Raw genomic sequence first — 15,027 nt, 5'->3', positions numbered from 1 at the left:
TTACTTGGTTTCCAATTGTTTTTCGATTTCTATTTGGGTGTTTAGAATGGCTTGCAATTTATCTAAACTATCCATTTGCGCCATGTTGAGTGCTTCCCAAGCGTCAAGAACAACGAATAAATCCCCAGTGTTGCTTTGCCATCCTATAATGCTAGTATCGTAGTTTCTTCGTAATGCTGGAATGATTTTTTTTTCAGTAATGTCATACTGCTTTTTTAAGTTTGTCAGCTCTACATTCATTCCTGAAATCATCCCTGAAGCTTCATTGAGAATCATCTGTTTTTGAAAGTTCAGGCTTTCGTTTTTTATTTTAAAACTATTGATGTTGGCTTTGTTCATTTTTGATGACCATGGTGCAAAAGGAATATTAACCATTAACATTAATGTAAATTGGTTTGGGTCTTCCCCAAAAGCAAACATGTGGTCGTACTTGACACCAAACTCGGGTAATAATTTTGTTTTTTCGGCAGTTATTTTTAATTGATTTAAGGCAATTGTTTTTTCAATAGCCTTTACATCGCTTCGGTTTTGAGAAAGTGATGTGGAATCTGATTTTATGAGATCAAAATCATTTAATGTATAGGTTGGATCTATTTCAAAAGCGGTGTTCTTATCTCTTGCCATCAACGTATTGAGCATAATCCGTTTTTGGGAGATGTCATTTTGTAACATTACTATCATATTCTCTAATATGCTGTATTGTGATTTTGCTTTATAATATGTTGGTAGTTTATCCATATTGTACTGGTATCGTATTTCCATACTTTTAATCATATATTCCAAAAGCAATAAATTATCATTGGCAATTTTTATTTTTTTATTGCCTATCAGCCATTGGTAATAGTTGGTTTTTGCAAGAGCATTCAATTGGTTACTAGTGTAATTTTTATTTTCGGCTTCGACAGACGACATCGCATTCATATAATTAAAGTCGGCTTTTAGTTTGGAAGCATTCGGAATCATTTGTGTAAAACCAATCATGTAATTCCCCATTCCGGGGTTCATTTCATCAGCCTTCCACATTTGGGTATTGTAAGGTGTCATAAAAAATCCAGTACTGACTTGCGGTGCCATCCAACTTTTAGCTCCTTTTGCCGCAGCATTCATACTTTGTATATCGGCATCATACATTTTCAATTGTGGATTATTTGTTTTGATATTGGTCAAAACTTCCTCCAATGAAAGCGTTTGTGCCTTAACAGTAATGCAGCTTAAAATCAAAACTAAAACGAAATAATATTTACTATTTATCATTGAAAATGTCTTTACTTATTTGTGAATATTAATCCTCAAACTCCTTTACTATTAGTTTACCGTGTTTTTTTAATTCGTATTCTCTAACCAAGGCATATAATACTGGCAAGACAATCAGCACAAATAACGTAGAGGTTATTAACCCAAAAACAAATGGAATTGTAATTGGTTTCATTACATCACTACCCGTTCCAGTGGCTAGTAAAACAGGCATTAGCCCAATAATATCAACGAAAACGGTCATTAACTTTGGTCTTAATCTTAAAGCAGCACCATCATAAATGGCATCTTCTATATCCTGATTTGTCATTGATTTATTTTGGGTAGCAATCTTGCTCACCTTTTTTTGCACAGAATTATTCATGTAGACTAACATTAACACCCCAGTTTCTACTGCAACTCCAAACAAGGCAATAAAACCAACAGCAACGGCAACTGAAAAATTAACATCGAAGAAATACAATGAATAAGCTCCACCAACCAAAGCAACAGGAATCGCTGAAAGGACTATAAGTACTTCTCTGAACGTATGAAATGTAAAATAAAGGATAGCCATAATAATTAATAAGACAAAGGGAATAATCATTTTCAATCGCTCCTCCGCCCGTACTTGGTTTTCATATTGTCCGCTCCAACTTAAAAAATACCCTTTTGGCAATTTTTTAATAGCACCATCGAGTTTCTTTTTGGCATCATTTACGGTACTTCCTAAATCCCTTTCACGAACATTAAACAGAAGCGTTCCTCTTAACATTGCATTTTCTGAAGTTATCATAGGAGGTCCGTCTGTAATACTAATATCAGCAACTGCGGAAAGCGGAATAGAACCATAATCCATTGTTTGTAATGGCAAATTTTTCAATTTATTGATTTCATCACGAGCATCCTGAGCAAATCGAACATTGACAGAAAACCGTTGCCGACCTTCAATTGTAGTGGTAACATTCATTCCTCCAATGGCTGTTTCAATAAACATGTTTACATCGTCTACTGAAAGACCATATCTTCCTATTTCTTCTTTATTTATTTTAATGTCAATGTATTTTCCGCCTACAATGGGATCTACATATAAATCTTTAACTCCTTCTAATCCTTCCAGCTCTTTTTTAAATTGCTGTGCCAATTTATTGATAGTATCAATGTTTTGACCATATAATTTGATTCCAACATCGGTTCTAATACCGGTTGACAGCATGTTGATTCTATTGATTATGGGTTGTGTCCACCCGTTTATAACTCCCGGAATTTGTAGTTTAGCGTTTAACTCGTTAATGATGTCATCTTTAGAAAAACCCTCTCTCCATTCCGATTGTGGTTTCAATAGTACGATGCTTTCTATCATATTCATCGGTGCGTTATCTGTGGCAGTATTTGCCCGTCCGGCTTTTCCGAGAACATTTTGCACTTCAGGTACAGTCATAATTAGTTTATCCTGTACCTGCATGATTCTTTTTATTTCTGAATTTGAAACATCGGGCAGGGTAACAGGCATAAAAAGCAGCGAACCTTCATCTAATGGCGGCATAAATTCAGTTCCAAGACTGAGTACAAGAGGAATGCTTCCCAACACTAATGCAAGACTTAACGCCAAAGTTGTTCTTTTCCATTTTAAGCACCAACGGATTATAGGATTGTACATCCAAAGGAAAAAACGTGAAACTGGATGTTTGCTTTCAGGTCTTACGTTTCCTTTGAGAAATAGTGTCATAAGTACCGGAACAAGAAATATAACTACAAAGGCAGAGCCAATCATAGCAAATGTTTTAGTCCATACTAATGGTGAAAATAGTTTGTTTTCCTGTCCTGTAAGGAAAAGAATCGGACTGAAAGATACGAGTGTAATCAGTATGGAATTAAACACCGCTTTTCCAATCAGCTTGGAAGACGCTTCAATTTTCTTTTCTCTTTCTTCGTTTGATACCATTTGATTTATTTTAACTTAAAAAATTAATCTTCTTCTCCGCTGATGGATTTCATTGCGTTTTCGACCATTACAATTCCGGCATCCACCAAATCACCCACGGCAAGAGCAACGCCTGCAAGGGACATTATATTTGAGGTGATGTCAAACCAACTCATCATGATGAATGAAATAAGAACAGATATTGGAATTGTAATAACGACTATCAATGCACTTCTTACATGAAGCAGGAAGATGAATAGCACGATTGCCACAACTATAATTTCTCCTATTACTGCTTCCTTCAAGGTGTCTATAGTAGCATCCACAAGGTTGGAACGGTCATAGGCAATTTTAAATTTTACTCCGGGAGGTAATCCTTTTTCGATATCTGGTAATTTTTCCTTGATTCTTTCTATTACATCTTTTGCATTTTCTCCATAACGCATCACAACAATACCACCCACTTTTTCACCTTCACCATTCTCATCAATAATACCAAGCCTTAGTTCTCCTCCCATTTGAACAGTAGCAATGTCTTTTATTCTAACAGGAACAGAGTTAATGGTTTTAAGCGGAATATTTTCAATTTCTTTTATGTTTTTAATGTACCCCGATCCTTTAATAATATAACCGATATCTGATTGCTCAAATTTTCTTCCGCCCACATCATTATTGTTTGCTTTAATTTTTTCTGTAACCTCCATTAAAGGAATGTTATGATAACGAAGTTTATTGGGGTCAACTATTACTTGGTATTGTCGTTGAAAGCCGCCAAAAGAAGCAACTTCACTAACACCATCAACAGTCTGTAAAGCAAAGCGGACGTACCAGTCCTGTAATGCCCGAAGTTCTCCTAAATCATAGCCCGGAGCTTCCAAAGTGTACCAATAAACATGACCTAATCCAGTTCCGTCTGGTCCAAGTGTAGGTATAATACCTTCGGGTAAAAGACGTTGCGCATAATTTAATCGTTCTAAAACCCTTGTTCGTGCCCAATAAATATCGGTATCATCATCAAAAATCACGAAAACAAAACTCATTCCGAACATGCTGTTAGCGCGTATGTTTTTTACTTTAGGAATTCCCTGTAAATTACTTACTAATGGATAAGTAATCTGATCTTCGATGATTTGCGGATTACGCCCCATCCATTCTGTAAAAATGATGACTTGATTCTCTGATAAATCGGGAATAGCATCAACTGGCGTATTTTTTACTGCATAAATGCCATAAGCAGTAACTCCTGCTGCGATGAGCAAAACGATAATGCGATTTTTAAGTGCCTGGGTTATAAAGTAATTTATCATTATTATTTTCTTTAAGTCTACATTTTACACTTGAAACCCTAGTTTTATTATTTACATTGATAGTTAAAGATTATTCAAAATAAAATCTACTCTCTCTTCTGCCGGAAGCACAGGAACGTGTACAACCGGGAAAGGCAATGATTCGTATACCTCAGTTATCAATTGATGAATTTTTTTTTGAGCCTCTGCATTTTCATTTCTTGCATAATCATTTTTTAAAGGTAGGTAATCCATTATAAAAACTTTTTTATAAGAGACAGTTTGTAATGCCTCTGTCAATCTTTCATCCTCATTCAACTTTAAAAAACGATAGTAGGCAAGCGCATCGGGTATTGCCCGATCAAGAAAAACTTGAACGTGTGGTGCAATTTCGTTCTCTTGCTCAATCTGCATGTCTAAAACACCTAATTGAAATTCCAGTTGATTTTTTCTAACCTCTTCAATGGTTTTTCCTTTTAGCCGCTGTGTGTCAATAAAATGTCGGGCATGCTCCATAGTTGTAATATATCCTCGTTCACGAAGTATATTGACTGTTGTGGTCTTCCCAGAACTTGGACCGCCTGTTATAACGTACCAATTGGTTTGCCTTGTATGATTATTGATAATTACTTTTTTCATTTAAGTACTGTAATTCTTTTTATCATTACTATTTAATGTTGTTGCTTTGTTTATTGCTGTGCGATTTTTAATTTCTTACCTATCTGAATTATTATTAAGGAAACAATACTTGCTCCAATTGAAATGAGCCAATCATTGATAGACATGTCATAAAGCGACAATACTTTTCTCATTGGTTCAATATTGTAAAAGCCTATCAAAATGATTAATGAAAGTATAATTGCTCCCCATATGTATTTGCTTTTGATTTCTTCTGATTTGAAAAAGGAGGTATTGCTCCCCATATTTAGTACATGAAGAAGTTGTGAAAAGATTAGCGTAAAGAATAAAATATTATTACAAAGTTCCGAATTCCATGCTTCCGTTTTGTGAATTGCATAATGGCTAAATAAAACGGCACCTACACTAGTAGCTCCAATAACAATTGAATAAAAGAAAATAGTAGTCCATCTTTTTCTATCAATAATAGGTTCGCCAATGTTTAGTGGAGGTCTTTGCATTATGTCTGCGCTGCCTTTCGTTACTCCTAAAGCAAGGGCAGGCAAAACATCTGTAATAAGATTTATAAAAAGAATTTGAATAGGAAATAATTGAAAATGAAGGCTAAATACCGCTGCCGTTGCAATCACTAATAACTCGCTTAAGTTACAGGAGAGTAGGTAAATAACAAACTTCCGTATGTTCTCAAAAATAACACGCCCTTGTCTAATGGCTATTACAATAGATGAAAAGGAATCGTCCTTTAGCACCATGTCTGCTACCTCTTGGGAAACCTGTGTGCCTCTTAACCCCATTGCAATACCAATATCGGCTTTTTTTAATGCTGGAGCATCGTTTACTCCATCACCTGTCATTCCTACAATATTTTTTCTTTCTTGTAAAACAGTAACAAGGTCTAGCTTTTGTTTAGGGCTTACTCTTGCAAAAACTTTTGTGTCCAACCAGTTTGACTTTTCCTTTTCCTTCAAATGTTCGTAATCGTTCATTTCTTTTCCTACCATTGCTTTAAAATTATCATTACTTGCAATGCCAAGTTCGAGTGCAATATTTTTGGCTGTGGCTGGATGATCTCCGGTAATCATTATTACATTGATCCCCGCTGTTTTACATTCCTCTATCGCAGCGAAAACATCTTTTCTTGGAGGGTCTATCATTCCAAAAAGTCCAACAAATACAAGATCGGCTGTGATATCCTCATTTGAAGTAGTCTCTGGTTTATATGCTCCTGCAATTACTCTTAATCCTGAATTGGCAAGCTCTTCGGCTTTTTGCATCCATTCATTTCTTTTTTTAGTATTTAATTTTGTGATTCCGTCTGCATTTAAAATACGATTACAACGGATAAGCAATTCTTCGGAAGCTCCTTTAGCATAAGCAGTTTGCTTTTTTTCAGACTTATGAAGCGTTGCCATTATTCTAGTTTCGGAAGAAAAGGGTTCTTCTTTTATTTTAGGAAATTGGCTTCGGCATTTCTTAATATTAAATTTGTTTTTCAAGGCAAATTTCAGCAATCCGATTTCAAGAGGGTCTCCAATTTCTTTAACAGCACCAGTTTTTTTTTGTAACTCTGCTGTATTGCATAAAACGGCAATTTGATTACTAATTTCAAGGGCTTCCGGATTATTGGCAGGGGTTATAATTGTATTGACTTCTATCTTATTTTGCGTAAGCGTTCCTGTTTTATCGGTACATATCACATTGGTTCCGCCTAGTGTTTCAACAGCCGAAAGTTTTTTTACAATCACTTTGTACTTTGCCATTTTCATCATACCCTGCGCCAACGCCATTGTTGCTACTATAGGCAATCCTTCGGGTATAGCTGCAACAGCCAACGCAATGGAAGTTTGAAGCATTTCAAGTAGGTTTTGTCCGTTTAATAGCCCTGCGACAAAAATTACGATTACCAATCCTACAGTAATCCAAATCAATTTTTTACTGAAATCTTCCAGTTTCTTTTCTAAAGGTGTAGCAGCTTGTTTGGCTGTTTGAACCATTCGTGCGATTTTACCAAGTTCGGTTTCCATTCCGGTTTCCGTCACTACCATATAACCGTTGCCCTTTGTAGTATAAGTTCCTTTATAAAGTGAGTTATTACGTTCAGCAAGTGTGGTGTCGGTTTTCAACTTTTCGATTTGTTTTTCAACCGGAACAGATTCACCTGTTAATGCTGATTCGTCAATCTGCATTTGTGTGGCATTAAAAATTCTACCATCGGAAGGAATCATGTCTCCAGCTTCAATGTAAACCACATCACCCGGAACGATATCTTCGGCATTTATTTCTTCCAATTTTTTATTCCGTAGTACTTTGGCTGGTACGGCTGATAATTTTTTTAGCGTATTCATAGAACGCTCCGCTTGGAATTCCATGTAAAATCCGATAAGCGCATTAATAAGAATCACGGCAAGAATGGCAATACCATCCACCCATTCTTTAAAATAAAAAGATAAGCCAGCAGCAAAAACAAGCAGCCATACAATTGGACTTTTAAATTGATCTAGAAAAATAAGCCAAAGACTCTTGTTCTTTTTCTCTTCAATTTTATTGGCGCCATATTCTTTCAAGCGTTTATCGACTTCTGATGAAGATAGCCCGCTTTTACCATCAGACTGCAAAGCAGCAATTACTTCTTCTGGTCCTACTGAATACGGAATACTATTTAGTTTAATGCTTCCCATGGTCAATTAATTGATTACAAAGCTGAAACTTTGACTTATTGTTTAATTATCGTTATTAGGAATTAAGGGTAAAAACTAAAAAGTTTTCATTGTCTCCTGTTAGCATAATTACTTCGACATCTTGGCTCATTAATTCTTTAATGGCTACTGCGCTTGATTTTTTTATGGCATCGAAAATGTACACAAAACCTACTTCAATGCCATTCACAGCTATGTCCCAGAATTAGGTATTATAATTCTTCGTCTTATTTCTCAGGAACAGGTTCGGTTAAATCCATTCCGCATTTGGAACACTTGTCATTGAGTTTGCCTTGCACTTCCGGATGCATTGGACAGGCATACATTTTTTCGTGATTTTCCATTGTTTTAGTTTTGTCGTTCATCATTGTTGTATCATTATCCATCATGGTACTGTCGTTGCCCATCATATGGGAATCGTCAGTTGCTCCTTCTTTGTTTTTTTGGTTGCATGAAACCAGTACGGATGCCATTATTATGGCTGAAAAGATTATTTTTTTCATTTTTTCATTTTTTTAAACAATACTAAATACTTTACTACAAGCATTTAATATTGTTTTGATTAGTTTTTACATTCTACAAGCATCTGCACATTTTTTGCAAGCATCGGCGCATTTTTTGCAACATTCCATATCGTGTTCATCACATTCTGTTGCACACGCTTCACAACATTTAACGCACAATGCACAAAGTGCATCAGCAAATTGAGAACCTCTGGCACATAATCTAGCACAAAGTGCGCAAATGTCGGCACAATCACGGCATAGTTTTACACATTCTAAATGGTCTTTTACTGTTAAACAACCATCAGCACATTTTTCACATTCAACCATACAGGATAAACACGCTTCGATACTTACTTGAACATTTTTCATTGTATTTATTTATTAGTTGTAGATTAATTTCTACGCGCCTCGAAAATACAACACACTTATATTTAGAATGTTACACGTTTATTTATTTAAGTTGTATAATTCATACTAACTATTTATTAAAAGCATTAAAAAAGTTGTACTCCAAGTTAAAATAAAAACCATTTGGAGCAGTTCTTAACATAGAACTCACCAACTCTTGACGGTATGCTAAATCTATCCGTGCCTGACTATTGATAATAAACTGAATTGCAGGAACAACGTCAAGGTAGGATTTACCGTCTTCGTTGATGGTCTGTCCGACAAATTCAACCATCAAATTGATGTTGGTTTGCTTGAAACTGGTGTACTTTTTTGGGTACATCAATTTACCAAAAGACAAAGTATAGTTTGTTGCATTATCTCCCAAACCATCCGGAAAAGGATAATTGGGTTTGTTGTCGAATGCTTTTTCAAAGCTTACGGATGAACTTATAGCTACTTTTTTTATCAATTTAGTTGCCACAAATCCTGTTTCAAAACCTGTATTGTGACCCATGATTTCAATTTGTTCCTGATGAATGTCGGCATTATTTAAACTATATCTTCCAAAAGCTGCTAATCGAAAATGGCTGTTCAAATCATCTGTAGAATAAAAACGGTATTTAGTATAAAAACTACCACCTTCGGTTACCAATTTATTACTACGATTACTCACAAAAGCAGAAGCTCTAAACATCAAATTTTTATTTAAACCATATGTAACTTCGGGCATTAAATGGTAATTATAACCCGATACAAATTCTTCTTTAAACAACGATTGTGAAAGTCGCACGCTTAACGTATTTGCCGGAACATTACTCGCAGGATCTGATACGACAAATAACTCCTGACTGTAATTTTTTTGAAATGCAAACACCAATAAAAGAATGATTCCCTTTCTCATTAGTTTAAATATTTAATATGGAAATCGTCTTCGTTGTTTGTATTATAGGTTACAATATTCTTGAGCGATTTTGATAATTTCTTAAATTCTTTTTCTGTAACATATCCCTTGTCTAAAATTTGAATTTGGACTTCGGTATTATTATTTGAAGCGTTATTAACTAAAACATAAGCACCTTGTTTGATGGTTTCAGCTTTTGTGGTCAGCACCAATGAGCCAATAAAAAAGCCCGCTTTTTCTACTTTTTCTTTAAACACTTTTGGGGTTAATGCATTACCTTCTGCTAGTGTTACTGTGAATGTATTGGTGTTCAAATCGGTTTCTACATTAACCACTTCTGGTAAGCTTTTGAGTTGTTTGTTTATAGCATTGGAACACATGGAACAGGTTAATCCCGTTGCCCTGATTTCTGCTTTTGAAATTTGCGCATAGGTATTTGTGCTTATTAACATCACTACTGAAGCTAACAGTAGGTAGGTATTATTTATTTTTTTCATTTTTTATTAATTTAAATAGTTACTTATTTCTTCGTCGCTTGGATTAATCGCTATTAAAATTCCTTCTTGATTAAAAAGAAATTTAGAGGGTAATTCTTCTACCCCAAATTGAATCGCGGTAGTTGCGTCAAAACCTTTTGGATCTATTAGTTGTGTGAATTTTATTTTGTCTTTTTCAATGGCTTTTATCCATTTAGATTTATCTGTATCTAATGAAACTCCAATAATGTGGATTTTATCAGCTCCAAAATCATCGTGAAGTTTCACTAATTTCTTATTGCCCAATCTGCACGGCGCACACCAAGAAGCCCAAAAATCAATCAGTATAAATTTTCCTTTGAATTGATTGCTATTCACTTCTACATTGTTTTGATTGATTAAAACAAAGTTTGGTATTTTATCTCCGATTTTGAGTTGCGCACTCAGCGTTGTTGTAGCAAATACTAGAATTATAAAAACAACTATTGTCCTCATTTTTATTTGATTGTTTCTACCGTTTTTCCACAACTTAACATCATTGAACCGAAATACGGATTCTTAATATTATTTTCTTTGCTTAACCAATTGGCACCTTTTCCGTCATTTGCCATTGGACAAAATTGATAATAAACCGTTTCATCCGATTTGGAAACTTTAATCAATTCGTATAGAGAAACGGAAAGTGTATCAAAAGAATCTCTTTGTTTCTTTGCATCTGTACTTGATGAAATTGCTGTGGCATCTTTTTTAAGATTTTCTAAAACTTTCATCCAAACCATGTGAACATCCATTTTTAATTCACCCATTTTCACTGCATTTATGGAGGCTAATAATTCTTTTGCAGCTGCTGAAGCCATGGTTCCATCAGTTTTTACCAAGGCATCTTTTAAAGAAAAATAGCTTTCATAAACAGCATCTAATTGACTCACTTTTGTTGCTTCATTTGTTTGCGTTTCAGCATGATTGTGATTTGCGTGTTCCTCTGTATTAGCAGACGTTTGTGTTCCTGTTTTTACTGCAACTTTTGCAACTCTATCATATTGACAACAACCATGAAGATTATCATAAACATCATCCGGAGCAAGAAACTTATCACTATCGTAACCTACTAATGCAATTCTTTTGAGTATTTCGTCTTGATTTGTTTTGGTAGCATCATAAGTTATCGTTGCCATTTGGGTTTCGTGGTTCCAATCGACATTAGCTATTTTTTTGATGTTTCCTGCTTTTTCGATTTTGGTTTCGCACATTCCGCAATTACCATAAATTTTAACCTTCTCGGTTTTGGCATTTTTAATTTGTGCATGAATTGAAGTTGATAGCAATACGCAAATTGCCACCATTATTTTCATAAATGAATTTTTCATTTTAAATAAAATTGTAATCAAAGTGAACTACCTTGATTGGTTGATAAAAATTAATTTGGATAAATAACAGTTGCGGGAGAAATATTAATGCAACACAAATAATGGCGTAGCAAAAAATACTCTAAAACTGTTGTAAATTGAATAGCAAAACGCTATGAATTTGACACACTTGTGGCTGTCAAAAAAGGAATTTAGCTTATTTTAGGAATTAGCCAAATGGAATAAAAACCATCTGAGATTGATGGTGTTGTGTATGAAAATTTAACTTTTTCGATTGAAGAATAGTTAAACATATTATTTTTTAAATTAATTTCAGATAAAAAACTTACTGAAGAAGCTGGGCACGTAGAAGAACAACCACATTCTGAATGACCACATTTGCCTTTACAACCTTTGTGGTCTTTTTTCTTGGAACTGTCGCTACCACAACAACTCTTTTTTTCTTTTTTAGTAGATGAAATTTCTTTTTTACAGCAACTCTTTTCAGAACCTTTACCACAAGCTATAGCACTATCAGGCATAGGGAATAAGCCTAATACTACAATTAATATGAAGTGGTATTTTTTCATTTATAAAATTAAAACAGTACAAAAATAATCAAATGGCACAAATACTTCACTAATTATATGTTAAATCGTTGCAGTTTTGAAAAGAATTACCCAAAAGAAATATCATTTAGACCTATTGCTAGCGTTTATATCGTCTAGATAATATTGTAAATCATAGAGGTGGATTAATTCAATATCTTCTGCCTCCGGCATTTGAGCTAACTGAATAAAATTGATGTTTTCATATAGTGATTTTTCTCCTAAAAGATCTTGTATGATTATATACAAAGCTTGTTTCCATGTTTTGGTGTCGCAATGGATATTAAAATTTTTCAAATAAACAATAATGTCTATTTTTTTACTTTCTTCAACATAACTCAAGGGCAGAAACTTACTATCGCTTGTTTTGAGAGTTATCTCTGGGAGTATGTAAGGATGATCAAGTCCATTAAGGATTTTATCAATTCTATCAGTTGGCTGAATAAAAGCTGTGAATTTCCATGTTCTGAGTTTAGGCGCATTGTCAACTAAATCCGTTACTTGTTTGAAATAGGTTGGGTTACCATTGGCTGTTATTATTAGTTCGGATTTGTCAGTTGGCTTTTTTGGAAAGACAATAATGAAGTCAATTTCTTTGCAGTTATAATGCAAGTGTTTGTTTATCCAAAAGAAGATGTGCTTTTGGTTTTTTGGCGTTTCGTTGAAAACGTTTTTAATATTTTGGTTGTTGTCTTGGAACCAGTTCCAGAAGGTGTTTATTTTTCTCATGGGTTGATTTGTTTATGGGTTTCCGCCTTTGCGGGAATTACAGGTTATCGTTTGTCTTGTGTTAATTTGTCGAATGCGATTAGGTTTAGCATGGCTCGGAATCTTGAGCGCACACGATTGCCATATATGGTTTCTATTTCGGAGGCGGAAAGGTTGGTTGTTATGTGGGTTTTGACTTTTCTTGAAACAAATAGATCATATCTTGATAAAATAATTTCTGCCATTACATTGCATTCATTTCCGTAATATTTTAAATTACTTTCTACTCCTAAATCGTCAAAACAATAGTTTTTGTATTCTGTTTGGGAATAGCTGCCACGACTGTATCTATGTATTATTTCGTAGCCTTCTTTTATAAATTCAAAACTGATGTCTCTGCACGTTTTTACATGGAATTTGTTTTCTTTTGGGGCTACATGTTTCATTAATGTCATTAGTGTCGTTTTACCGCAACCAACTGGTCCAGAAAGTAAAATTCCTTTGGTTAGGTCTATGCCGAATTGATTGGTCATTGGTTCATCGTTTAGAAAGTACGCTACGAGCTTTGTAATGTTTTGAATGTCTTGTTCTATGAAATGGAATTTTTCTCCGTAATCCTGTTTGCCTTTTTTTTCTAACCAAGCTAGAATTTCTGGGTAGTTGTATTGTGAGTTCATAGTTTGTTGTTTTATAGTGGCTCAGCATAGTCTTTGTCTTCGATGGTGTGTAAATTGTTGGCTCTTGGTTGTTCTTTTGTTGCATTGTTTTGCGGTAGATTGATTGTAAATTTTGAGGTATTTAGCATCCAATTTCTGGCAGATGCGTGCCAATCTATCATTTTGGTTTTACCTCCTATGAGCCAGCCGTTGCTTGTGTAATAATTATAAAATCGTTCGGCTTCAAATTCTGAATATTCTTGTTGTTTGAAATAACCTTTGATTTGTTCCAGACTTGGTTTCTCTACTGGGCTATAAGTGACAAGTCTTTCTCTTTTTTTTGCGGAACTTTTTTTCTCTTTATTTTCTGTACTTAAAAATTCATTTTCATTAAAAATTTGAAAATTTGTGTCTATAGATATGTTTTCATTGTTTTTAAATGTTTGTATATTAGTATATATATTGGGTTCATTGACTTGTTCAGTAACATTACTGTTAACTTGTTCATTTATTGGTTTTGTTGTGTCAACAGTTGAACTGGTTGCGATTTTTTTTAAATAACTTCCTTCAGCTAGGTTGTGTATGATTACTTCTGAGCCGGAGTATGGATTGTAGGATGGTAAATATTCTATGAAACCTAGTCCTTGTAGTTCTTTTATACACTTGTGGTAGGTTGCTTTTGATGCGATTCTGCTGGCTTTCATCATTTCATCGCGAGAAATGGTAATTGGGTTTTTGAATCGATTGACATTCCAACATTGAAATAATGCTAAGTACAAACTGATGTGTGTTGGGTAAATAGTTTCTTCATTGGCTATTCGGATGAAAAAACCTGTTAGGTGTTTTATGTAATTCATTGGAAGTGTTCAGTGTTCAGTTTTTTAGTATTCAGTTTTGAAAGTGTGCAAAAAACCACCTGTTTAAAGAGATGAGGTTCCCGGCTTCGCGGGAATGACAGATTATTTAAACAACGTTGGAATAGCATTTACTTTGTTGCCATTTAATAGTTTGTCAATATCTGAACTGTCATAATACATGATGCCGCCTATCTTGGTATAGGTTAGTGTTCCGTTTACTCGTAAGTTTTGTAAAGTGCCTGGAGAAATGTTTAACAGTTTTCGGACTTCGTTAGACTTGAGCCACTGTTTGGTTTGTTGTGGTTTGGATTTAATGATTTCTAATAAATCATTTAGTAGCAGACTTCTGAATTCGTTTAAGTCTTCGCGTGTGATAACTTCGATTGCCATATTGTTGTGGTTTTAAATATTTTGACAAAGGGAAGTATTTGAGTAATACCAAAACAGTTACTGGGGTTGCGCAACCCCTATCAAAGTATAACAAAATCAATCATTCAGCAGAAAAAAGTTTTTATTTTAAGGGTTGTTATTGTGTATATTATTCATTTATGACTAAATTTACACATTGAAGTGATTTAAACTTTTTCCATTTGCTGAAAAATTTGTCTTTTGCACCCACTTTTCGTCTTTTTTTTGTTCCGTAGCCCAGCTATGCATCTTAAAAAAGACTTCAACTGGGTATAAAATCCTTAATTTTCGCTTATATGTGAAAAGTTTAAATCACTTCATTGAATACAAAACAGAGATTTTTCTCTGTAAAATATATTAGCGAAAGTTATTTCGAGCCACAGAAAACGACCA

17 protein-coding genes are annotated in these 15,027 nt (G+C 34.4%); all 17 read right to left on the bottom strand.

Annotated elements, in window-relative coordinates; translation table 11 throughout:
* Positions 1 to 1,254: a TolC family protein gene (locus RMO70_RS03685; protein ID WP_310555073.1), complete on the bottom strand. Its 1,254-nt coding sequence runs from the start codon at positions 1,252 to 1,254 to the stop codon at positions 1 to 3.
* Positions 1,255 to 1,282: 28 nt separating this feature from the next.
* Positions 1,283 to 3,178 (bottom strand): efflux RND transporter permease subunit, encoded by a 1,896-nt coding sequence (locus RMO70_RS03680; protein ID WP_310555072.1) that lies wholly within the window; start codon positions 3,176 to 3,178, stop codon positions 1,283 to 1,285.
* Between the two features lie 23 nt (positions 3,179 to 3,201).
* Positions 3,202 to 4,464: an efflux RND transporter permease subunit gene (locus RMO70_RS03675; protein ID WP_310555071.1), complete on the bottom strand. Its 1,263-nt coding sequence runs from the start codon at positions 4,462 to 4,464 to the stop codon at positions 3,202 to 3,204.
* Between the two features lie 63 nt (positions 4,465 to 4,527).
* On the bottom strand, positions 4,528 to 5,082 hold the full coding sequence (locus RMO70_RS03670; RefSeq protein ID WP_310555070.1) for an ATP-binding protein: 555 nt from the start codon (positions 5,080 to 5,082) through the stop codon (positions 4,528 to 4,530).
* A 50-nt stretch (positions 5,083 to 5,132) separates the two neighbouring features.
* Entirely contained in the window at positions 5,133 to 7,760 is a 2,628-nt protein-coding gene (locus RMO70_RS03665; RefSeq protein WP_310555069.1) for a cation-translocating P-type ATPase, read from the bottom strand.
* A 55-nt stretch (positions 7,761 to 7,815) separates the two neighbouring features.
* Complete coding sequence (locus RMO70_RS03660) at positions 7,816 to 7,968, bottom strand: hypothetical protein (protein WP_310555068.1); 153 nt, start codon at positions 7,966 to 7,968, stop codon at positions 7,816 to 7,818.
* A gap of 37 nt (positions 7,969 to 8,005) precedes the next feature.
* Complete coding sequence (locus RMO70_RS03655; RefSeq protein ID WP_310555067.1) at positions 8,006 to 8,281, bottom strand: heavy metal-binding domain-containing protein; 276 nt, start codon at positions 8,279 to 8,281, stop codon at positions 8,006 to 8,008.
* A 66-nt stretch (positions 8,282 to 8,347) separates the two neighbouring features.
* Entirely contained in the window at positions 8,348 to 8,653 is a 306-nt protein-coding gene (locus RMO70_RS03650) for a four-helix bundle copper-binding protein (RefSeq protein WP_310555066.1), read from the bottom strand.
* Positions 8,654 to 8,762: 109 nt separating this feature from the next.
* The gene (locus RMO70_RS03645; protein WP_310555065.1) at positions 8,763 to 9,575 is read right to left on the bottom strand and encodes a hypothetical protein; all 813 of its coding nucleotides are present in this window, start codon (positions 9,573 to 9,575) and stop codon (positions 8,763 to 8,765) included.
* Positions 9,575 to 10,072 (bottom strand): heavy metal-associated domain-containing protein, encoded by a 498-nt coding sequence (locus RMO70_RS03640; protein ID WP_310555064.1) that lies wholly within the window; start codon positions 10,070 to 10,072, stop codon positions 9,575 to 9,577. Before RMO70_RS03640 ends, RMO70_RS03645 begins: the two co-directional genes overlap by 1 nt.
* Before the next feature lie 6 nt (positions 10,073 to 10,078).
* The gene (locus RMO70_RS03635; RefSeq protein WP_310555063.1) at positions 10,079 to 10,546 is read right to left on the bottom strand and encodes a TlpA disulfide reductase family protein; all 468 of its coding nucleotides are present in this window, start codon (positions 10,544 to 10,546) and stop codon (positions 10,079 to 10,081) included.
* Between the two features lie 2 nt (positions 10,547 to 10,548).
* Positions 10,549 to 11,418, bottom strand: a complete 870-nt coding sequence (locus RMO70_RS03630; protein WP_310555062.1) for a DUF3347 domain-containing protein — start codon at positions 11,416 to 11,418, stop codon at positions 10,549 to 10,551.
* Positions 11,419 to 11,609: 191 nt separating this feature from the next.
* A complete protein-coding gene (locus tag RMO70_RS03625; RefSeq protein ID WP_310555061.1) occupies positions 11,610 to 11,987 on the bottom strand; it encodes a hypothetical protein in 378 nt (125 codons plus the stop codon).
* A gap of 102 nt (positions 11,988 to 12,089) precedes the next feature.
* Positions 12,090 to 12,734: a hypothetical protein gene (locus tag RMO70_RS03620; protein ID WP_310555060.1), complete on the bottom strand. Its 645-nt coding sequence runs from the start codon at positions 12,732 to 12,734 to the stop codon at positions 12,090 to 12,092.
* A 44-nt stretch (positions 12,735 to 12,778) separates the two neighbouring features.
* Positions 12,779 to 13,390 (bottom strand): ATPase, encoded by a 612-nt coding sequence (locus tag RMO70_RS03615; RefSeq protein WP_310555059.1) that lies wholly within the window; start codon positions 13,388 to 13,390, stop codon positions 12,779 to 12,781.
* A gap of 11 nt (positions 13,391 to 13,401) precedes the next feature.
* Positions 13,402 to 14,226: a transcriptional regulator gene (locus tag RMO70_RS03610; RefSeq protein WP_310555058.1), complete on the bottom strand. Its 825-nt coding sequence runs from the start codon at positions 14,224 to 14,226 to the stop codon at positions 13,402 to 13,404.
* Positions 14,227 to 14,328: 102 nt separating this feature from the next.
* Entirely contained in the window at positions 14,329 to 14,616 is a 288-nt protein-coding gene (locus tag RMO70_RS03605; RefSeq protein ID WP_310555057.1) for a helix-turn-helix domain-containing protein, read from the bottom strand.
* Positions 14,617 to 15,027: the final 411 nt, after the last annotated feature.

It is taken from the genome of Flavobacterium sp. (genome assembly GCF_031422135.1).
GTDB lineage: Bacteria > Bacteroidota > Bacteroidia > Flavobacteriales > Flavobacteriaceae > Flavobacterium.
This window is presented reverse-complemented; position numbering and strand designations above follow the sequence as displayed.